Origin of the sequence: Lysinibacillus sp. G4S2 (assembly GCF_030348505.1) — a bacterium.
GTDB lineage: Bacteria > Bacillota > Bacilli > Bacillales_A > Planococcaceae > Lysinibacillus.
In genome coordinates this window covers 4,716,221-4,736,627 of sequence record NZ_JAUCFJ010000002.1, presented here as the reverse complement: position 1 = coordinate 4,736,627, position 20,407 = coordinate 4,716,221, and the positions used below count along the sequence as shown (strand labels likewise).

General features: G+C 36.4%; 22 protein-coding genes. 15 read left to right on the top strand and 7 right to left on the bottom strand.

Features of this window, described 5'->3' with window-relative positions; translation table 11 throughout:
- Nucleotide 1: 1 nt before the first annotated feature.
- Both QUF91_RS24280 and QUF91_RS24275 read left to right on the top strand, forming a co-directional pair.
- The gene (locus QUF91_RS24280; RefSeq protein WP_285400346.1) at nt 2–826 is read left to right on the top strand and encodes a polyphosphate kinase 2 family protein; all 825 of its coding nucleotides are present in this window, start codon (nt 2–4) and stop codon (nt 824–826) included.
- Nucleotides 827–965: 139 nt separating this feature from the next.
- Nucleotides 966–1,553, top strand: a complete 588-nt coding sequence (locus QUF91_RS24275) for a GNAT family N-acetyltransferase (RefSeq protein WP_285400345.1) — start codon at nt 966–968, stop codon at nt 1,551–1,553.
- Between the two features lie 724 nt (nt 1,554–2,277).
- Here QUF91_RS24275 and QUF91_RS24270 read toward each other — a convergent pair.
- Nucleotides 2,278–2,841, bottom strand: coding sequence for a beta-class carbonic anhydrase (locus QUF91_RS24270; RefSeq protein WP_285400343.1), 564 nt, complete (start codon nt 2,839–2,841; stop codon nt 2,278–2,280).
- A gap of 179 nt (nt 2,842–3,020) precedes the next feature.
- Complete coding sequence (locus QUF91_RS24265; protein WP_285400342.1) at nt 3,021–3,155, bottom strand: hypothetical protein; 135 nt, start codon at nt 3,153–3,155, stop codon at nt 3,021–3,023.
- 573 nt (nt 3,156–3,728) lie between these two features.
- Between QUF91_RS24265 and motA the strand changes: the two genes are divergently transcribed.
- The gene (gene motA, locus QUF91_RS24260) at nt 3,729–4,532 is read left to right on the top strand and encodes a flagellar motor stator protein MotA (RefSeq protein WP_285400340.1); all 804 of its coding nucleotides are present in this window, start codon (nt 3,729–3,731) and stop codon (nt 4,530–4,532) included.
- Nucleotides 4,516–5,280 carry a flagellar motor protein MotB gene (gene motB, locus QUF91_RS24255; protein WP_285400339.1) on the top strand — a complete coding sequence of 255 codons (765 nt, stop codon included), beginning with the start codon at nt 4,516–4,518 and terminating at the stop codon, nt 5,278–5,280. Before motA ends, motB begins: the two co-directional genes overlap by 17 nt.
- Before the next feature lie 59 nt (nt 5,281–5,339).
- On the opposite strand, the gene QUF91_RS24250 is transcribed toward motB, so the two are convergent.
- Complete coding sequence (locus QUF91_RS24250) at nt 5,340–5,561, bottom strand: DUF1128 domain-containing protein (protein ID WP_053483058.1); 222 nt, start codon at nt 5,559–5,561, stop codon at nt 5,340–5,342.
- A gap of 175 nt (nt 5,562–5,736) precedes the next feature.
- On the opposite strand from QUF91_RS24250, the gene QUF91_RS24245 reads away from it, so the two are divergent.
- Both QUF91_RS24245 and QUF91_RS24240 read left to right on the top strand, forming a co-directional pair.
- Complete coding sequence (locus tag QUF91_RS24245; RefSeq protein ID WP_285400337.1) at nt 5,737–6,063, top strand: YtxH domain-containing protein; 327 nt, start codon at nt 5,737–5,739, stop codon at nt 6,061–6,063.
- Nucleotides 6,064–6,085: 22 nt separating this feature from the next.
- Nucleotides 6,086–7,024, top strand: coding sequence for a YihY/virulence factor BrkB family protein (locus QUF91_RS24240; protein WP_289419650.1), 939 nt, complete (start codon nt 6,086–6,088; stop codon nt 7,022–7,024).
- Nucleotides 7,025–7,079: 55 nt separating this feature from the next.
- Here QUF91_RS24240 and QUF91_RS24235 read toward each other — a convergent pair whose 3' ends face one another.
- Nucleotides 7,080–8,984 carry a heavy metal translocating P-type ATPase gene (locus tag QUF91_RS24235; RefSeq protein WP_289419648.1) on the bottom strand — a complete coding sequence of 635 codons (1,905 nt, stop codon included), beginning with the start codon at nt 8,982–8,984 and terminating at the stop codon, nt 7,080–7,082.
- Between the two features lie 754 nt (nt 8,985–9,738).
- Nucleotides 9,739–11,277, bottom strand: a complete 1,539-nt coding sequence (locus QUF91_RS24230) for a fumarate hydratase (RefSeq protein WP_285400334.1) — start codon at nt 11,275–11,277, stop codon at nt 9,739–9,741.
- Between the two features lie 361 nt (nt 11,278–11,638).
- On the opposite strand from QUF91_RS24230, the gene QUF91_RS24225 reads away from it, so the two are divergent.
- A complete protein-coding gene (locus tag QUF91_RS24225) occupies nt 11,639–12,430 on the top strand; it encodes a YwqG family protein (RefSeq protein ID WP_289419645.1) in 792 nt (263 codons plus the stop codon).
- 55 nt (nt 12,431–12,485) lie between these two features.
- Here QUF91_RS24225 and QUF91_RS24220 read toward each other — a convergent pair whose 3' ends face one another.
- The gene (locus QUF91_RS24220) at nt 12,486–12,671 is read right to left on the bottom strand and encodes an SE1561 family protein (protein WP_285400331.1); all 186 of its coding nucleotides are present in this window, start codon (nt 12,669–12,671) and stop codon (nt 12,486–12,488) included.
- A gap of 369 nt (nt 12,672–13,040) precedes the next feature.
- Between QUF91_RS24220 and QUF91_RS24215 the strand changes: the two genes are divergently transcribed.
- Complete coding sequence (locus tag QUF91_RS24215) at nt 13,041–14,222, top strand: MFS transporter (protein WP_289419643.1); 1,182 nt, start codon at nt 13,041–13,043, stop codon at nt 14,220–14,222.
- Between the two features lie 535 nt (nt 14,223–14,757).
- A complete protein-coding gene (locus QUF91_RS24210; protein WP_285400327.1) occupies nt 14,758–15,393 on the top strand; it encodes a hypothetical protein in 636 nt (211 codons plus the stop codon).
- 420 nt (nt 15,394–15,813) lie between these two features.
- Here the strand turns inward: QUF91_RS24210 and QUF91_RS24205 are convergent, their stop codons facing one another.
- Nucleotides 15,814–17,241, bottom strand: a complete 1,428-nt coding sequence (locus QUF91_RS24205) for a recombinase family protein (RefSeq protein ID WP_289419640.1) — start codon at nt 17,239–17,241, stop codon at nt 15,814–15,816.
- Between the two features lie 104 nt (nt 17,242–17,345).
- On the opposite strand from QUF91_RS24205, the gene QUF91_RS24200 reads away from it, so the two are divergent.
- From QUF91_RS24200 to QUF91_RS24175, 6 genes are read left to right on the top strand one after another with little or no spacing between them, the layout of a single operon-like run.
- The gene (locus QUF91_RS24200; RefSeq protein WP_289419639.1) at nt 17,346–18,251 is read left to right on the top strand and encodes a baseplate J/gp47 family protein; all 906 of its coding nucleotides are present in this window, start codon (nt 17,346–17,348) and stop codon (nt 18,249–18,251) included.
- Nucleotides 18,248–18,595: a phage tail fiber protein gene (locus tag QUF91_RS24195; protein WP_289419637.1), complete on the top strand. Its 348-nt coding sequence runs from the start codon at nt 18,248–18,250 to the stop codon at nt 18,593–18,595. The genes QUF91_RS24200 and QUF91_RS24195 overlap by 4 nt, the downstream gene beginning before the upstream one ends.
- A gap of 8 nt (nt 18,596–18,603) precedes the next feature.
- The gene (locus QUF91_RS24190; protein ID WP_289419636.1) at nt 18,604–19,419 is read left to right on the top strand and encodes a putative phage tail protein; all 816 of its coding nucleotides are present in this window, start codon (nt 18,604–18,606) and stop codon (nt 19,417–19,419) included.
- A complete protein-coding gene (locus tag QUF91_RS24185; RefSeq protein ID WP_289419635.1) occupies nt 19,419–19,733 on the top strand; it encodes a hypothetical protein in 315 nt (104 codons plus the stop codon). Before QUF91_RS24190 ends, QUF91_RS24185 begins: the two co-directional genes overlap by 1 nt.
- Entirely contained in the window at nt 19,730–20,128 is a 399-nt protein-coding gene (locus QUF91_RS24180) for a hypothetical protein (RefSeq protein WP_289419634.1), read from the top strand. The genes QUF91_RS24185 and QUF91_RS24180 overlap by 4 nt, the downstream gene beginning before the upstream one ends.
- 12 nt (nt 20,129–20,140) lie before the next feature.
- Nucleotides 20,141–20,407, top strand: a complete 267-nt coding sequence (locus tag QUF91_RS24175) for a hypothetical protein (protein WP_289419632.1) — start codon at nt 20,141–20,143, stop codon at nt 20,405–20,407.

The window sequence follows — 20,407 nt, the reverse complement described above, 5'->3', positions numbered from 1 at the left end:
AATGACTCAAAATTTAAATAATCTAGATTTATCAGTTGAACTAGATAAGAAAATGTATAAAAAGAAATTAAAAGTACTCCAATATGAAATGTTAAATGCTCAACAGTTTTTATTAAACAATAGAATTGGGCTAATTCTAGTATTTGAAGGTATGGATGCTGCTGGAAAGGGTGGAGCTATTAAACGTCTTATTGAGCGTGTTGATCCACGTGGCTATGTCGTACATCCAATTTCAGCACCTCAGCCCCATGAGCTGCGTTACAATTATTTACAACGATTTTGGAGAAAACTGCCACAGCATGGGCAAATTGCTATTTTCGATCGCTCTTGGTATGGCCGTGTATTAGTTGAGCGTATTGAAGGATTTGCAACAAAAGAAGAGTGGTCTCGTGCATACGAAGAAATTAATAATTTTGAAAAGATTTTAACAGCGGGGGATTATATTGTCATTAAGTTTTGGCTTCATGTATCTGATGAGGAGCAGCTTAAACGTTTTAAAGAACGTGAGGAGGATCCATATAAGTCTTGGAAGCTAACAGATGAAGACTGGCGTAATCGTGAAAAATCACCTCAGTACATAGATGCTGCAAATGAAATGTTTGAGAAGACAGATAAGAAAAATGCTCCATGGATCCTAGTACCGGGTGACGATAAAAAATATGCGCGTGTACAAGTATTACAAGAAACAATTGCACATATCGAACGTGAGGCACAAAAACGTGGCCTTCATTTAACAAATGTATTAGACAAAGCACATTTAGAAGATGCGGAATCTTCTAGCCTTGAATTGTTAGAAGAGAAACCTAAAAAACAAAAAGTTAAATAATGAAATGGATGCTGTAACAACAAGAAGAGATGTTTTAGTTGTAGCAGCATCTTTTTTTACATACAATAAAAGTAAAATGGGGTCTCACATCTCAAGCGTTAAAATGTATTGACAATTATCGGAAGGTTAGTGTGGAGAAATGGTGCTTAAAATTTGGAGATTATTGAGGAAAAAGGGTGAAAATGTGGTATCAGTCCAAGGAAATAAATGCTACATTCGCACATTTCAAGAAAAAGATGCACAAAGTTTAACTGGTCTCGTAAGCCGTAATAAATACTTTTGGTCTACATACGAGCCATTACAACGACCTGATTACTATACAATTGATGCTCAATATAAAAAAATTCAAGAAAGCTTATACTTAATGGACTCAAAGCGGGAATTTACTTTCGGTATTTTTGAGCCAGGGACAAATAATTTAATAGGACATATCGCACTTTATGCCATCAAACGTTTACCGTACTCCAGTGCATTTGTTGGTTATGCAATGGATGAAATTTACGTAGGGAAAGGAATTGTGACAGAAGCAGTTAACTTGGTCGTGCAATTTGCATTCGAAAAAGTAGGATTACATCGTGTAGAGGCATATGTTTCAACACAAAATAATGCTTCTATTCGTGTCTTAGAAAAGGCTGGATTTCAGCGTGAAGGACTTTTAAGAAAGCTTCTGTACATTAATGGTCAATGGGTGGATCATTATATGTATGCACGTTTAGAGGACCAATAAAAAAGAATAACTAGCTGATATTAAAGAAAAAAGAGAAATCGATGCTGTTCGATTTCTCTTTTTTCTCTGTTAATGGCAGTATATTTCCGGAGATTTACTGCCTCGAGAACTTTTTGATTGTTTATCGACTAACTTTTTCGATTTATCGACCAACTTTTTTAATTTATCACCCAACTTTCGAAAAATATCGACATCTACCTTCATGAAACAAGCGCACTGATCATTTGCGTCGCTTATGACATAAGCATAATTTTCATATTTTTTACCAGGTGTGGTGATTAACCATTTTTATCCACAATAATTAAATTAGAAGACTCTGATTTCCTGCGAGTAGCCCTACGCTACAAGCTCTTCACCATAACGTGTGGTTGATTTCTTTGATAGAAAGAGCTTGTTTTTCGATAAAAGCCCAAAAAGTTTCGATAAAATGAGATTTTGTTTCGATAAAAGCTCAAATAGTTTCGATAAAGAGAGATTTTGTTTCGATAAATCTTCAAAGTATTCCTATAAAACGAACGAAAGTAGCTTTAGCGATTCTGTTTTGGGGCTCGACACTAAATAGCAATAAGAAAAAACCTTTCATCGCTCAATAATAAACCTATTTTATCCTAATCAACACGCATGATTTTTTACATCAAAAAAGCGCGAGAAATCAACGTTTCTAAATTGATTTCTCGCGCTTTTTAAGGTTTTGGCCAGTTTTGTCCCAGCCACTTTTTTTAAATTATTGTTTGTTACCGTCGTCGATTAAATCAAGGCGACCTGTATTTGGGTCAATAACTAAGCCATGAACAGGTATGTCATTAATCATTAACGGGTGATTTCGAATTGTATCGACACTTTTCTTTACACTTGTTGCTACGTCACCGAAGCCGCGTAAAAACTCTTTTAAATCAAGACCTGAATACTCCATCATTTTGATGGTTTCAGGGTTAATTCCTCTAGCAACCATTTTACTTAGCATTGCTTCTGGGTCAACTGCACTCATACCACAGTCGTAATGTCCAACTACATACACCTCATCTGCTTGTAATTCATAAACAGCTACAAGTAAACTACGCATTATTGCACCAAAAGGGTGACTAACTAATGCGCCAGCACTTTTAACAATTTTTACGTCGCCGTTACGTAAATTCATAGCCTTAGGTAAAAGCTCTACAAGACGAGTATCCATACAAGATAACACAACGATGCGTTTATCAGGATACTTTGTTGTAATAAAAGGCTCATATTTTTTTTCTTGAACGAAATCTTCGTTAAACTTTAGAATATCTTTTAACATTGACATGAAAGATTACTCCCTTCCCTACTAAATATTTTAGAGCAAAACTTTAATTCTGCAAATAATAATGACAATTTTCACGCAATTTTTACGAAAAAAAAGAAATTAAGTAATTTATTTAGGCGAAATAGTTGGGAAGAGAATAAAAAACAGCTACGTTTTCTAGTAGCTGTTTTTTAATGAAATTAATATTTTTCTTTTGGCATTGGATCTACAGTTACTGAAGATTTAGAATCTAAACCAACTTGTAGGTAGTGGATGAAGAATCCTAGAGAAATTAGTAAAACGGCTGAAAAGCCTAGTACAGTCGTAATGAACATAATAAAAGCTCCTCTCTACTATAATAATCTACAATAATATCTATAGTAATTATACAATAGGTTACTAGGAAAATGTAAGGATAATTTATGACATTCACGAAACCATTCGTGTACTTGAACTTTCCATGGTAGGAAGAAATCGAATGAGTCTTTTGGTGCATTTTTTCTAACAAGAGGGAACAAGGGCATCATCAGAAAAATCGACAAAAGCCTGTTTTGCACCATTTTTGTATGAGATTTTAGTAATTATCTGGATTGGTTTTGAGTTATCGTTCTAAATACTTATGTAGAAGTGATGGTTTTTTTGGATATATACTCCTGTTTTCGTTAGCTAGTTCAGTATGTTTTAGTAATTTTATGTCGAATTATAATAACAAATTCTTATTTTTTTTCAACTAAAGACAATTTAGTGTATTATTCTTAATTCAATATAATCAAAAATGGTCGAAAAGTGAATAAAAAGTAATTATTACATCGAAAAAATTCTGAAATACATTTATACTATATTATGTATTTAAAAAATGGAAAAATAGCCGAAAATAACATTGTTATTATAGATTTGGAGGTTAGAGAATGGATTTGTCATCGGTAGTAGGATTAATTTTAGCGTTTATCGCGTTATTAACAGGGATGGTGCTAAAGGGTGTAAGCTTAAGTGCGTTTTATAACCCAGCGGCCATTCTAATTATCATCTTCGGTACTATTTCCGCAGTAACAATTGCCTTCCCGATGAAGGAGTTAAAGCGAGTACCAAAGCTATTTAAAATTGTTTTCAAAGAAACAAAATTAGCAGATGATATTGAGATTATTAAGATGTTTTCACAATGGGCAGATTTGGCTCGTCGTGAGGGTCTCTTAGCACTTGAGAGTAAAGCTTCAGAGGTGGAAGACCCGTTTTTGAAAAATGGACTTACATTAGCAATTGATGGTCAGAATGCGGATTATATTCGTGATGTCTTAACAGAAGAAGTAGAAGCAATGGAAGAACGCCATTCAAGTGGTGCGGCAATCTTCACGCAAGCTGGTACATATGCTCCGACTTTAGGGGTACTTGGTGCGGTAGTAGGGTTAATTGCCGCATTAGGAGATATGAATGATATAGACAAATTAGGGCATGCCATTTCAGCTGCCTTCATGGCTACATTATTAGGTATTTTTACAGGTTACGTATTATGGCATCCGTTTGCCAATAAATTAAAACGTAAATCTGCTATAGAAGTAAAACAAAAACGCATGATGATTGAGGGTATCCTTTCGGTATTAGAGGGGGAGGCACCACGTGTAATCGAACAAAAATTATCTTCTTATTTAACAATGGAAGAACGTCGTCAAATTTCGGATGAAAGCGGGGCGGGCGGCCTTGGCAAAGAAAGCTAGGAAAAAAAAGCATGAAGAACATATTGATGAGTCTTGGTTAGTGCCGTACGCTGATATTTTAACACTGTTATTAGCATTATTTATTGTACTGTTTGCGTCTAGCTCGGTAGACCAAGAGAAGCTAGATCGAATGTCAGCTGTGTTTAATCAAGTATTTGAAGGTGGTACAAGCTTTTTAGAGCAACCTGCACCAGTAAAAAGTCCGAATGCAGAAAGTGACGAAAAACCACAACAAAATTCTGCATATTTAAAGGATCAGCAGGAGTTAGCTGAAATTAAAGATAGTGTTGATAATTTCATCGCTGTTAATGAGATGGAAGGTCAATTCGCAACAGAAATGACTGATGAAGGTTTACTTGTAACAATTCGTGATAGTATTCTGTTTGATCCAGGGAAAGCAACGATTAAACCAGAATATGTTCCTGTTGCGAAGGAGCTTGCGGATGTATTAGAATCAGATCCAGCACGTAATATAGTAATTACTGGTCATACTGACAACGTTCCAGCTGGGCCTAACTTCTCTTCTAACTTTGAGCTATCAGGAATGCGAGCAATAAATTTCCTAAATACTTTATTGATGAGTAATTCGAAGTTAGATCCTAGGAACTTTAGTTTTAAAGGTTATGGAGAGTACAGTGCCATTGCACCAAATGATACTGCAGAAGGGCGTGCTAAAAACCGTCGTGTGGAAGTATTAATTCTACCGCTTGTAGAAGAGGATGGCTCTACTGCAAAAAGTACAAAATAGAAAAAAAGCTATTAGCAAGGTTTGCTAATAGCTTTTTATCTTTATTCTCAAATAATTAATTATTTGCGTAAAGCACCTAATTCAGCAACAATAGCTTGCATTTCACTTGGACTAAAAGTGTTACGCTTCATGACCATTTCGTATAAATAGACTAGGTCTTCATAATTTGCTTCATCAAAATTTTCCGATTTCATTGCATCGACATTAACCATGCGAAGCTTGTCTTTCATTTGATCAACCATATAAATAACGTTTTCTTTTGACGGTACTGATAAATCCATTTATTTAAACCTACCTTTCGTAATCCTCGAAAATATCATTTCATTGAATAAAAAAAATGTCAACACTGTATTTGGGCATTGCTTTAAAAATAAACGGTTATTGGGTAGAATAAGGGCAGTAAGTAGTTTAGTTATTCTAAAGAAATATACATTTACCAGGCAGGAGGTATTTAATATGGGACGAAGTAAATTATTAGCATCTATCGTAGTTGGTGCTACAGTTGGTGCTGCATTAAGCATGTTAGACCGTACAACGCGTGAAAAAACGATCGCTACAACGAAAAAAATGAAAGAGGGAATCTCGTACTATGTAGCCAATCGAGAGGAATTACAAGTACTAGTTGAGGAAAAAGTATTGGCTGCTAAAGTGTTGTGTGAAAGTGTATCAGAAAACGTAAACACAGTCGCTGAAAAAGTTGAGGAATTTAAAGAATTACCTTCTACAATCGAAGGCATGATTAATGACACAAAATCAGCCTTTTCTTTACCTGATAAAGAATAGTTGTCGTACAGGGGGAATTTGTATGGGGAAGAAAAAAGCATCAAAACTTACGAAAGTCAGTGTAGTGAAATCATTTGTCTTACCTGACGAAGAAGTTGTAGATGTGATGACATCAAAGGGCTTTATGCAAGACTTAATACTACGCTTACAGCGAGTGGAAGTATCTGCTCTTGCGGCACAGTTAGCTTATTTCTTTTTACTATCTTTTTTTCCACTACTAATTTTCCTAGTCACATTATTACCGTATTTGAACATAGAGACGACGCAAGTGTATTCGTTTCTAGTGAATATTATGCCAGATGAGGTATATAGGCTTATTGAAAATACATTAAATGAAATATTAACAATCCGTAATAGTAGTTTATTATCCATCGGGGTGCTTGGAACAATTTGGTCTGCTTCTAAAGGAATTAATGCGTTGATTAGAGCCTTAAATAAGGCCTACGATACAGAGACTAGGGGTGGTATGTTGGATCGAGGGTTGTCCCTTGTTTTCACCATAGCGTTTGTTATTGTTATTGCTGTCGCTCTAATTTTACCGGTTTTTGGGCAGCAAATTGGGCATTTCTTATTTTCGATTGTTGGTATTGAAGAACAGTTTGAAATAATCTGGGAAAGCTTACGCTGGTCGATGCCACCACTACTTATCTTTATAGTTTTAATGGGAATTTATTGGTTTGTTCCGAATACAAAACCTCGTTTGAAGTTAATGGGAGTTTGGCCAGGTGCATTGTTTTCAACTCTTGCCTGGCTGGCGGCAACGTATATTTTCTCTTTTTATATTAGTAATTTCGCAAATTATTCCGCTACATATGGCAGTATCGGTGGAGTTATAATTTTAATGCTTTGGCTATATTTCACGGGGATTATTTTAATTTTTGGTGGTATTTTAAATGCGACAATGCAAAAAAAGGCGTTGCAAAAGGAACTTATTAAACAGGAGACATTACCGAATAGTTAGCAATATCGAAAAGAACAGCCTCGTTATCACGTTTTGTGATGCGAGGCTGTTTGTTTTAGATGTTTTTATTTAACATTCGAAGGCCGTTTAAAATAACTAAAATGGTGCTTCCTTCATGTCCGATTACACCTAGAGGTAAATCAACGACTTGTAAAAAGTTTGAGGTAATTAATAAAACAATAATGCCGATAGAGAAGACGATGTTTTGCTTGATGATACGTTGCATTTTACGTGATAAACGTACTGCATAGGCAATTTTTGATAAGTCATTCTTCATTAAAACAACGTCTGCTGTTTCTAATGCCACATCTGTTCCTTCTCCCATAGCAATACCAGTAGTTGCGGTTGCTAATGCAGGTGCATCATTAATACCGTCACCGACCATTCCTACATATTTATATTGAGAAAGAAGTCGTTTCATCTCAGTCACCTTTGTTTCAGGAAGACATTCAGCGACATATTCCGTCACGCCTGCTTCTTTGGCAATTGCCTTTGCTGTCTTCTCGTTGTCACCTGTAAGCATGACAACATTAATGCCTAGCTCTTTTAGTAAAGATACTGCTTTTTTTGCTTCATCGCGAACGGTATCCTTTAAGGCTGCTAATGCGACAATGCCGTCCTTGTCACGAATGAAAATAACTGTTTTGCCTTCTGCAGCGAGTTTTGTCGCTACGCCATCTGCGAAATTATCAGCTTCCTCTACACCTACAAAATCAGGTTTGCCAACTTGATATTCTATATTATCTACATAACCTTTGATGCCCCAACCTGGGATATCTTCAATAGACGCCTGAGGGAACTTTGTAAGACCTTCAGCCTTAGCATATGAAGTAATTGCTTGTGCAAGTGGATGATTCGATTGTGATTCAATACCAGCTAGGGTAGCTAACGCCATTTCTTGTTCTATTCCTTCACGAACAATAAAATCAGTCACAACTGGTTTACCTTGTGTTAAAGTACCTGTTTTATCTACTGCAAGTGCACGTAATGCACCTAAATGCTCTAAATGCAAGCCGCCTTTAAATAGCACACCATGTTTTGCACCATTTGAAATTGCTGCAAGTGTCGCTGGCATAATGGATGCAACGAGTGCGCATGGAGAAGCAACTACTAGGAGTACCATTGCTCGATAGAAAGTTGTTGTCCAGTCCCAACCGAGTACAAAATGAGGTAGAAACATCATTAGAGCGACAGTAAGTAGCACAAGTTTTACATAAGTACCTTCGAATTTTTCTATGAACTGTTGAGAAGGTGATTTTTCACTTTGTGCATTTTGAACAAGTGTAATAATTTTTTGGAATAGTGTTTCGGAATTTGGTTTTGTCATTTCCATTGTAATGGCACCATTTAAGTTAACAGTACCAGCGAATACTTCATCGCCTTCGCGTTTTGCAACTGGCAATGGCTCACCGCTAATGGCCGATTCGTCAATAGAAGATTGCCCTTTAAATATTACTCCGTCTGCCGGTACTCTTTCACCAGGTTTTATGAGCAGATGATCTCCGATTTGTAACGTAGAGACAGAAACTTTCATTGGTTCAAAGTCACCACGAACAAGCCAAGCCTCTTCAGGTTGTAAGTTCATGAGTGCGGAAATTTCACGATGGCTTTTATTCATTGCGTATGTTTCAAGCGCGCCACTAACTGCAAAGATAAAAATTAGAATAGCACCTTCTGTCCAATAACCTATGGCTGCTGAACCGATTGCAGCTAATACCATCAGTAGTTCAACATTAAGTTCCTTATTTTCAATAGTTTCTTCAATGCCTTCTTTTGCTTTAGCAAATCCACCAACGCAAAATGCAACAATATATAAAAGAACAGAAGCTGTTGTTTGCTCGTTAGTATCTAAACGCCATGCAAGAAAAATGAACAAACCTGATAAAAGGGCAGCAATTAATTCTGCATGTTCCTTAATTTTCTCAATTAAATTATAATTTTCTCGATTAGTATGTTCCATCATTAACCCCCCTGATAATGAAAATCAATATCAAAAACCTCGTTATACGGTATTTTTCAACATTGATTAATTGAAAATAGCTTTCAATTAACTCTTACTTAATTTAGAATTATTATAACAAAGGTATTTGGAAAAAGAAAGTAAAAAATTTGAAGGGGATTTTTATAGAGGGGGATAAAAGCAGTCCTAGATTGAGATTAAGGTAATTATGAAATTTTTTTAACTTCTCTCAGCAATGTTTTCTGTAGCGAAAGCAAAGCGTCAGCAACAAATGTTTTCTGTAGCGAAAGCAAAGCGTCAGCTATAAATGTTTTCTGTAGCGAAAGTGCAACGGCAGTTTCAGAAGTCTCCCACCTAGGTGGTGAGATGAATGCGGATTTAAGCTGCTTTTCAGCCGGTTCTGGACGCAATTATGCTGAGGCATAATTGATCATAATTTCGAACATAAGAAAAGCACAGATTATTCATTAGGAATATTCTGTGCCTTTCGAATTTGTGCAGTGAATTACCCTACTTTAGGGATTACTGCAAAAATTATTTAATTATAAACTCATTTTTGTAGTGTGGCTACCGCTTCGCGTACGCAACAGCTTATAAAACGACTGCTAGTATTCAGAGTAACTCTTTATAAAAGATATTTTATCTATAATAGAATACTCTTTCTGCGGTGTGGCTGCCGCTTCGCTTACGCCACAGCTTATAAAACGACCGCTAGTATTCAGAGTAACTCTTTATAAAAGATATTTTATCTTTATTAGAATACTCTTTCTGCGTGTAGTGCAAGTTTTTCTAGTGAAGATTTGTCTACGTCTGCGTGTAGAGAGTTACCGTGAGAGTCCATTGTTACAACAGCTGTGAACTTCTCAACGTTTAAGTGCCACATAGCTTCTGGAACACCAAATTCCATTAGATCAACACCATCTACACCTTTAATGCAGTCTGCGTAGTATTGTGCAGCACCACCGATTGCATTTAAGTAAACGCCACCATGTTCTTCTAATGCAGCAAGTGTTTTTGGTCCCATACCGCCTTTACCGATTACAGCGCGGATACCGAATTTTTTCATGATGTCACCTTGGTATGGCTCCTCACGAATTGAAGTAGTTGGACCAGCAGCTTTTACTGTCCAGTTGCCTTCTTCATCTTTTGCCATTACAGGGCCACAGTGATAAATAACTTGTCCATTAAGATCAACTGGAGCATCGTGACTCATTAAGTGATGGTGAATTGCGTCACGGCCAGTATACATACGACCAGTAATTGATACAACGTCCCCAACTTTTAGAGCACGAATTTGTTCTTCAGTAATTGGTGCAGTAAGTTCCACTACATTTGTAGTAGTGTCTTCTGTTGTTGCTGCAACTTCATCTTCTTTAAATGTAATTTTTTCGCCTTCTTGGTAATGCCAATTAATAATTTCGCCAGTTTGAGGATCCATGTCCACAGCCATACGACGGTATGCCCAACAGTTATAAGCTACTGATACGTAGAATGAAGCTGGGATACGGTGCATAACGCCAATTTTACAACCAAGTAATGTTGCTTCACCACCGAAGCCCATTGTACCGATACCAAATGTGTTTGCAGTTTTCACTACATATTCTTCTAATTTAGCAAGATCAGGATTTGGATTTGTATCTTCCACATGACGGAATAATTGTTCTTTCGCTAAGTCGTAACCAGAAGAGCGGTCACCACCGATACCTACACCGATGAAACCAGCTGAACAGCCTTGTCCTTGTGCTTGGTATACTGAGTGAATGATACATTTACGGATACCATCTAAATCACGACCAGCGCGACCAAGACCTTCAAGCTCACATGGTAGGCTGTATTGAATGTTTTTGTTTTCACAGCCGCCACCTTTAAGGATTAACTTAATTGTGATGTAGTCTTTTTCCCATTGTTCGAATTTCATAACAGGTAGACCTTCACCAATGTTGTTTCCACTGTTTGCGCCAGTTAATGAATCAACAGCGTTTGGACGTAATTTTGCATCAGCAGATGTATCGTTAATAGCTTTTTTAATAGCTTCTTTAATTTCTAATTGGTTTACACCAACAGGAGTATAAATTTTGAATGTTGGTAGACCAGTATCTTGACAGATAGGTGATACATTATCTTCTGCCATAATAATATTAGTTGAGATTGTGTCTAAGCTCATAGCAGCACGAGTACCAGCATTTTCAGCTTCTTTAGCTTTCTTAATTGCACGACGTACGTCTTTAGGTAGATTCGTAGATGTTTGAGTAATTAAATCATAAAGACTTTTCTCCAAAGTTTGGATATTCATTTGGTATTGCCCCCCATAGAAAATTTGATTATTTCCACGTTACATTATACTCTTTTCAACTAATGAAAAAAAGAGTTCAACTCATTGAAGTCGGAATTAAAGGTCTATTCTCAAAAAGAGGTAATTTAAGTGTAAAATTATGTTAATTAAATTCTATTTATCTTTAGGTCGAAGCGGAGCGTTTTTGGGGTGAAGCTGAGCGCTTTTAGAGCGAAGCTGAGCACTTTTGGAACTTGAACAAATCTACTTGTAAATGTAGGTTTCCGGTCATATTCATAAATTGGAGTTTCATCGAAATAAAGATTGTCGAAGAGGAACATTTGTTCTATAATGGAATTAAATCTACTTTAGGAGGTAATATATGAAGTTACTTAATTTACCTGAAGCATTTGAACAATATAGGACAGTAATAGAGGAAACGATACTGCCTACTGTATTTATTGAAACGGAAGAACGAAAAACATCTTTATTTGAAAGTAAGTTTGCAGGTAATCCGTATTTCCCGCTGTCAATGGAGTATCCGAAAAGTCCTGAAGGGCAACCATTAAAATTACTAGCACAAATTAATTTTGCAGATGTACCGAAGCATTTATCAAATTTCCCTAAAGAGGGAATCTTGCAGTTTTATATTGATGGTTATGACGATGTACTGGGAATGGACTTTGATAATGGTCAAAATCAGGAAGGCTTCCGCGTTATTTTCCACGAACATATTGTCAGTGACGAGTCACAGTTAGTACAAGACTTCTCATTTGTTGAAGCGAAAGAAGAAGAATTTTACTTTCCGGTTGAAAAAGAAATGGCATTGTCCTTTAGAACAGGCTATGAACCATTATCAGCTAATGACTTTAGAAGTGAAAAACCATATGCGAAGATCCTTGCTACTATAGAAGACGATGATAATTTAGTAGACTCATTTTTTGAGACATTGAATAGTACAGGTCATAAAATCGGGGGATATCCATTTTTTACTCAGGATGATCCACGAACTTATGGTGAATATACAGATTCAACAGTCTTGTTGCTTCAGATTGACAGTATAGGAGATCATATTCTGTGGGGGGATGACGGAGTCGGCAACTTTTTCATCACAGAGGATGAGTTGCAACGCAGAGATTTTAGTAAAGTTCTATATAATTGGGATTGCTATTAACCTGAAATGGACTAAAAAAGCAAGTGGATATGGAGCGTCCACTTGCTTTTATCAGTTATTGTTCACGAGCGTTAAATTGCTCCATTTTGTCTTCTAAATCATCCATCATTTGAATTAAACGATCAATATCCTCTAATTCAGTTGTTTCAGGATCAATCGCATCTAAAACTTCTAAAAATATTTCAAGACGCTCTCTTAGGTAATTCACTTGCTGCTTTTTATCAGTGATTGGATTTGACATACATACACCTCATTTCGTCCCCTTCATAGTAGCTGATTTGGGACTAAATTTCAATGCTTAGGTAAACACCTAGGACTAAGCGATTATTTTTTGAGAAACAATAAACAGAATATTTACAATATTGATACTGTGTGTTAAATTAATATTAAGAAAAAGTAAAGGAGCTGATTTAGAAAATCCTAAAAACTCTAACTCGAAAAGGAGGGAGTTTAAACAAGTACTCGGCCAATGTAAAAGCCGAAATTCGTGTTTATACAATTAAATGGAGATAAGTGTTAGTTAAGCCTTAGCGTAAAATCACATGTGGTGAGCGCTAAGGCTTTTTGGTATGCTGTTATTTGGAAAAATGACTTGATGTTGGAGGAAAAAATGACACACTTTTCAGATTACAGCCAGAAAAGATTTGCCATTCTAGTGTTAATTGTATCTATATCAGGCTTTTCGCAAGGGATGCTTTTACCACTGATTTCAATTATTTTCGAACGTGATGGAGTATCCTCCGCGTTGAATGGATTGAATGCAACAGGTCTATACATAGGAACTTTATTAATCTCACCGTTTATTGAGCAGCCATTACGAAAATGGGGCTATAAACCGATTATTTTAATTGGCGGCGCACTTGTCTTCGCTTCATTACTTGCATTTCCTTTATGGAAAAGCGTGACTTTTTGGTTTGTCCTTCGCTTACTCATTGGAGTAGGAGATCATGCATTACACTTTGCAACACAGACGTGGATTACAAGTACCTCAGATCATAAAAGCTTAGGGAAGGGTATGGCGATTTATGGCTTGTCCTTTAGCACTGGCTTTGCAGTTGGGCCATTAATGGTCAAACTTATACAAATTTCAGAGGCATTACCGTTTATTGTATCTTCAATTATGTGTTTATTCGCGTGGTCTTTTGTATTTCTCTTACAAAATGAAAAACCAGAGCTTTTAACTGGAGACTTACATGCGAGAGGCTGGCAGCGCTATAAAATGGCCATTGTATTTGGATGGATTGCATTTTTAGGGCCATTCGTTTATGGGTTTTTAGAATCTTCATTAAATGCCTTGTTCCCAGTTTATGCCTTGCGTAAAGATTTCGACGTAAATATGATTCCTATTATTTTATCAGTCTTTACATTTGGTGGGATTTTAACACAAGTGCCGCTTGGAGCCATAGGGGATAAAGTAGGGCGACGTAATGTCTTGATGGTAGGCTCGTTTGGAGGATCTATTATTTTTGGCATTGCCAGTTTTTTAGAGCATTCACAAATGGCAGTAGCCATCGCATTTTTCTTTACAGGAACACTAGTCGGTTCAATGTTTTCATTAGGGATTACCTATATGGCGGATTTAACCCCAAAGGAATTATTGCCTACAGGAAACCTGCTTTGCGGGATTGCTCTTAGTATCGGTAGCTTAACAGGACCATTTTTAGGTGGCGTTTATTTAGAATATGTAAAAAATTATAGCCTTCTGTTATTGGTTGCGATGCTTTTACTAGCTGTAGCAATTGTTTTGTTAGTATTTGGACGAAATAAAAATAAGCGACCAGTGACGATGTAAAGGTCATTGTTTTTGGTGTGAATTATCGCTTGAAGCGGAATAAAAGAGTCAAATGTTCGGGTATAATGCAGAACTGATCAGGTAGAGATAGTATTCGATCGGGTAAGTAGAAGAACTGCTCGGGTAGGAGCTATTATCGCTCGGGTAAGCAGAGGAACTGCTCGGGTAGGAGCTATTATTGCTCGGGTAAGCAGAAAAACTGATCGGGTAGACGATGTAACCGCTCGGGTAAGCGAACGAATCGCTCAGCTCAGAGGCTTTTGCTCAATGTATAATTTTGGGCAAAATAAAAGAGCGGGGCTCATCTCCCGCTCATAAAACAAAAAACGCCCAGCAAATCCGTGCTGTTATGGCGTTCTTTGACGTGACAAGGATGTTCCGTCCAAGTCACATAGGTTTGGCACCTAGAATAGTATTATACAGACAAGCAAACATAAAATCAAACAATATTTGTAGACAGGTAATATTTGGACTTTGGATGTTTATCTCTATATAATAGAAGAACACTAGCTAAGTATAATGAGGAGATTAAATCATGACTGAATATAAAAAAATATCGATTCACCGTGCATTAACAGAATTAAAGATGCTAAATCACCGCATCGAAGCAGCAACGAATGAAGTTAGTTCAGTGTTAGCTAATCGTAAAAGTAATAGCAAAATTAATGGTGTAGAGATTCAAGAATATGAAAAGCAGATGCAAGCCTCATATGATAAAGTAGTTAGCTTAATTAGCTATCGTAATCGCATTAAATCCCTTGTTGTGGAGTCCAATGCTAAAACAAAAGTAATAGTAGGAAAAGAAGAAATGACTGTAGCTGAGGCAATTGAACGCAAACAGTCCATTCAATATGAAAAGGAACTGTTAGAAGTCATGCAACAGCAATATCGTTCAGCGATAAATACGGTTGCTAAAGAAAATGATGCGTTGCCAGCGAAGCTAGAAACGTATTTAGTTAATATATTAGGGAATAAAGATAAACAATCTTCTGAGGAAGTTAAATTACATACGGACACATTTATGAAAAGAAACGAGTTCGAATTAATAGATCCGATGAATGTTAAAAGGAAAATTGAAGCATTAAATAATCGAATTGAAGAATTTGAATCAGAGGTCGACGCTGTATTATCGGAATCAAACGCAACGACATTTATTGAAGTGCAAGCCTAACTAAATTTGCATGGTCTAGCGAAAACGGAAAACGAAAAGTCGCTCGCGCTTCAAGGTATGTGTGCGAGTTAAAACCTCAAACATGCCTTACTACAAAGGATACTTTAAACAAACTGAGTTGAAAGCTTAAAGGTTAAAGGTAAAAATCCAAAGTTTACGTGTCAAAGTTCTTTCGTATTAAAGCTAAAAACTTAAAATATAAAAATCTTTTAAATCCTGGGCAACTGGTTAAGGTGTTGATTTTTCTGGACCGTCCGTCATCCACCAGGCAGCTGGAGCTGTGCATTACATATAATATAAAACAAAGGGCGTCTCTTAATTTTAGGAGACGCCCTTTTTCATCATTATTTATTTTTCAACACAAGCTTCGCTACACATTCCACTTGAATAGAATGTTTTTGTAACATACACAAAGACTAATTAAAATGCCCAATCTATGATAATATTGTCATTGGAAACGATTATTTTATTGATTAGTTTGGCGACTATCAATCGTTTCTGTTCCGTCTCCTCGTTATCCCAATCAAATGTGGCTAACTGGGAGACCGTTTTTTTTATTTCATCAAAATTATTGGGAACATGATCGCTTTTTAATTCATCTATATGCTGTTTTACTTTTTCTTTTTCTTCGTTTAGAGCATCGATTTTTTTGCTCATTATTTCTAAAGGAACTTTGTTTAAACTGTATAAATCAACTAGCTTAGATATTTGCTTATCAAGATTTTGTATTTCATTTTCAAGTATATTTATTTTAGTTGAATCCTCGCTCGTATTACCAAGGCGATAATTTTTTACAAAGCCGATGTTAATTTTCTTTATTTCATCAATAATGTACTGTTCAAGTACTTGTTTTTTTTCATGTGTTTTTTCACAGCGATCAACTTTCTTTAGATATTCACGAGCGTTTTGTCTAGAATAGCAAGAGTAATAACGCATTGGACTTCCATTTTTCAATTTACCTCCTGATCTACCAGTCATTCTAGCTCCACAATGGCCGCAGTAGAGCAAACCTGATAACAAATATTTTTTCCTTGCTGGATCAGAAGTGCTTGCTCGTTTCTTCATTAAATCTTGTGTTTGATTAAATTGATCTATAGAAATAATAGGGGAATGTTCACCTTTAAAAAGCTCTCCCTTATGTTTTATTTTGCCAATATAAATAGGGTTTAAAAGAATGTTACGTACAGTCGTTTCAGAATTAATAACATTGGGATACTTTTTGAGTACCAACTTAAATAATGCATTAAGACCAGTTCCTTTAAGGTATTCATCATATATCGTTTTAACACACTCAGCCTCGTATTTATTGATTATGAGTTGACCATCTATATAATCATATCCTTTTACTTTTCGTGATTCTCCTCCACCGCCATGCCATTTCCCTTCTTTTGCACGTTCCTCTTTACCCATTATGGTACGTTCTCTTATTTGTTCACGCTCTAATTGAGCAAAAACAGAAAGAATACCAATCATTGCTCGTCCGAAAGGTGTGGATGTATCAAATGATTCGTTCATGCTAACAAAATCAACAGTATTTTTTAAAAATACTTCTTCTATTAAGAATAAGGTGTCTTTTTGTGATCTGCTTAATCTATCTAACTTATATACCAAAACAAGATCAACAGCACCTAATTCAATTTGTTTTATCATTTCTTGTAAAGCTGGGCGATTCATATTTGATCCTGAATAACCAGGATCAATATAGGACTTCACCACAGTGTAATTTTTAGCCTTTGCATACGCACGTAAACGTTCTTCTTGTGCGCCAACTGAATAACCTTCTTTAGCTTGTTCTATAGTGGATACTCTGATGTATAAAAAAATTCGTTGTGATGCTGTGTCATTCACAATAATCCTCCTAGGTAATAGAAAAGAGCTAGACATATGAGCCTGCTCTTTTCAGTGATTAATTTTTAGCGCTAAATATTAATTATAAGGTAGTACCATAATATATGATTTTTCCATATATTTTTAAATCATTTACTGCATCAATAGGTATCGGTATCACCGTATATCAGCGCACAGGACAAAGTAGAAAGCCAGCAACGAAAGCAACAACGACAGTTATTGTATCGGGTACAGCTGACACACCTGTTAAAGTTGGCGAGTTAGTAGGTACTGAAACATCATTACTATACACAGTTATTGAGGAAACAACACTTAATGAAAGTGGGTTTGCTCATGTACGTGTACAGTGTAATGAGTTTGGTCAAATAGGAAATGTGCCTGCTAATACCATTAAAAACTTTCCAGTTTCTATAGTTGGCCTGGTCAATGTTTATAATCCTGATCCAGTGGTGGATGGCTACGATGCTGAAACAGATAACGATTTACGCCAACGTTATTATGACAAGCTACAACGTCCAGGGAAAGCAGGTAACAAATATCATTATCGTGAATGGGCATTAGAGGTTACAGGTACAGGAGATGCAAAAGTATTCCCTCGCTACAATGGTCCATTAACAATGAAGGTTGTCGTTATCGATGCGAATAAGCTACCTGCATCAGTTGAATTAGTAGAAGGTGTGAGAAAGCACATTGAGAAGGAAATGCCGTTTGGTGTTGAGGATTTGCTTGTAATGTCTGCAGCTGCATTGTTCCTCAATTTATCCGTAGCCCTCAAATTATTACCTGGTTACACAGATGAAATTGTAAAAACAAGTATTAAAAAGAACATTACTAAATACTTGAAAGAAATAGCCTTCAAAGCTTTATTTGTGAGCTATGCCAAAATAGGTGCACTCATTATAGACAGTGACGGAGTTATGGATTATCAAGATTTACTTATCAATGGATCAACAGCAAATGTTGTTATTCCTGACGATGCCGTGGCAATTATGGGAGGTGTAAATGAATGAATCACATGACGGTATATTTAAAGAATAAGGTGTTAACGGACAATTTAAGGACGACACCAGTATTTGTAGCACTATTTAATGGTGACACAGAGGTAAACGCTACAAGTTATTCACGACAATCTGCAGTATTTGCAGTACCAACAGATGGGCAAACATCTAATAATGCCGATATTTTATTTCCGATTGCGGCAGAGTCTTGGGGAGATATTTCGCACATTGGTATTTATGATGCAAAGACGGTTGGTAATTTACTTTTTAAATCGCAAGCAGAATTTACAAAAAACATCGATATATCAAGCCAATACAAGATTCCTAAAAACTATCTAATTGTACGATTGAAGTAGGTGAGGACATGCACGCTATACCACAATCAGAATGGGGTCAAGTCTCCATACTCACATGGGGTGAGTTAACGCCTCACCAATGGGAATGTTTTAGATTAGCATTGATGTTAACCGAAACAGAACTACAGACACAGGGGGTTTCCATTGCTTCATCCGGTACAACAAATGAAGTTATAACTGAGCTACAGCCACAAGGTGTCAAAGTAGTTCAATCGCCTATCATCATGCAAACACAGGCTGAAATGATTACAAGCATTGTTGTTTCAACACAAGATTATCTAACGGATATGATTAAATATTTGCCGTTGTATGAGCGTAAATCTACAGTGTTTAGAACGGTACTCACTGCAGATGATAGAGAGTTTCGTAATACTGAACAACAGCTTGAAATTGTAAATCGTAACATATTTATCGATACAGCAATTGAAGCTTTGCCGATATATGAACGTGATCTTGGCATTAAAACAATTGGAACATTACGCTATGACCAGCGCAGGGAACAGATCACTTCAAGAAATCGTGCAAGCTTTGACCAAACAACAAAAGAAACAATTAAGTCGGTTGCAGCTGCTTACAGTAACGGAGATGTAGAGGTAAATCCTACGAGCATACCAGGTGTATACGAAATTAAATTCGTTGGTAAAAAGGGTATTCCGGATAACATAGTCGGTCTAATGCAGGCAATTGAAATTATTGTGCCAGCACATCTGCAGTTTGATTATGTGTATACCTTCAACGTTTGGGAATTTGTAAGCAATAGAACCTGGGGAAGTGTAACCAATATCACATGGGATGATATACGAATATGGAATGAGGTGAGCTAATGGAACATACACCAAATTTGAATCTAAAGAAGCCGGGTTTAACGGACAATATTTTGATTTCAGATATAAACGAGAACATGGATATTTTAGATGATGCAGTCAGTGAATTACAGAAGGGTAACACGTCGATACCCGACTTAGAGACAGTAGATAAAACATTGACCGGAGCCATTAACGAGGTAAAAAACGAAATGACTGGTCATGTAATAGATCCTATGCCTCACATGTTTGTTGACAATGGTATTACTTATCGATGGGGTTTCAGAACGGTTAAAGGTGAACCTCAAATTATTTATGAGGAGGTAGCAAAATGAACATAATTGACTTGGCAACAAAGACTATGCAAACAGCAATTAAGACTGTTGTAGATACTATTAATAATAGAACCGCTGGTACTGATAGCACTGTAAACTCGATAAATACAAAAGTGGATTCTCTGATAAACGGGCGTGCGGTCAAGAGTGTGCAGCGAGGGGTATTAAGTTTACCACATACCTCAGAGGTGAAAACATTTACAGCTACAATTAATTCCATAAATCCTGCTAAGGCCTCAGTAACTATTGATTATGGTGGTTCTGTTGCTGGATCAAGCAGTGTTTATGCGCCTTACATTGAAAATGTTACAGCTACATCTATAACTATAGGATTTCCTAATTCATATATATATGGGGGCACTAAAATTTCGTGGCAAGTAGTAGAATTTTATTAAGGGTGTGAATATATGTTTAAATATGCACAGTTAAACATCAATAACGTAGTAGAAGGTATTAGTTATTTAAGTGGAGAAGTTGTTGCTGATAATATGATTTTAGTCAATGACAAAGATGTAGAACTAGGTAGTACGTACGATGCTAAGACAGGTGATTTCACTGCACCTGTAGCACCTGAGCCAATTGAACCGCAACCTACTGTTGAAGAAATGCAGGCACAAATGCTTTTAAACACAGAATACTTGGTATCAAAAAGTGAATTATTAGGAGGAAACTAA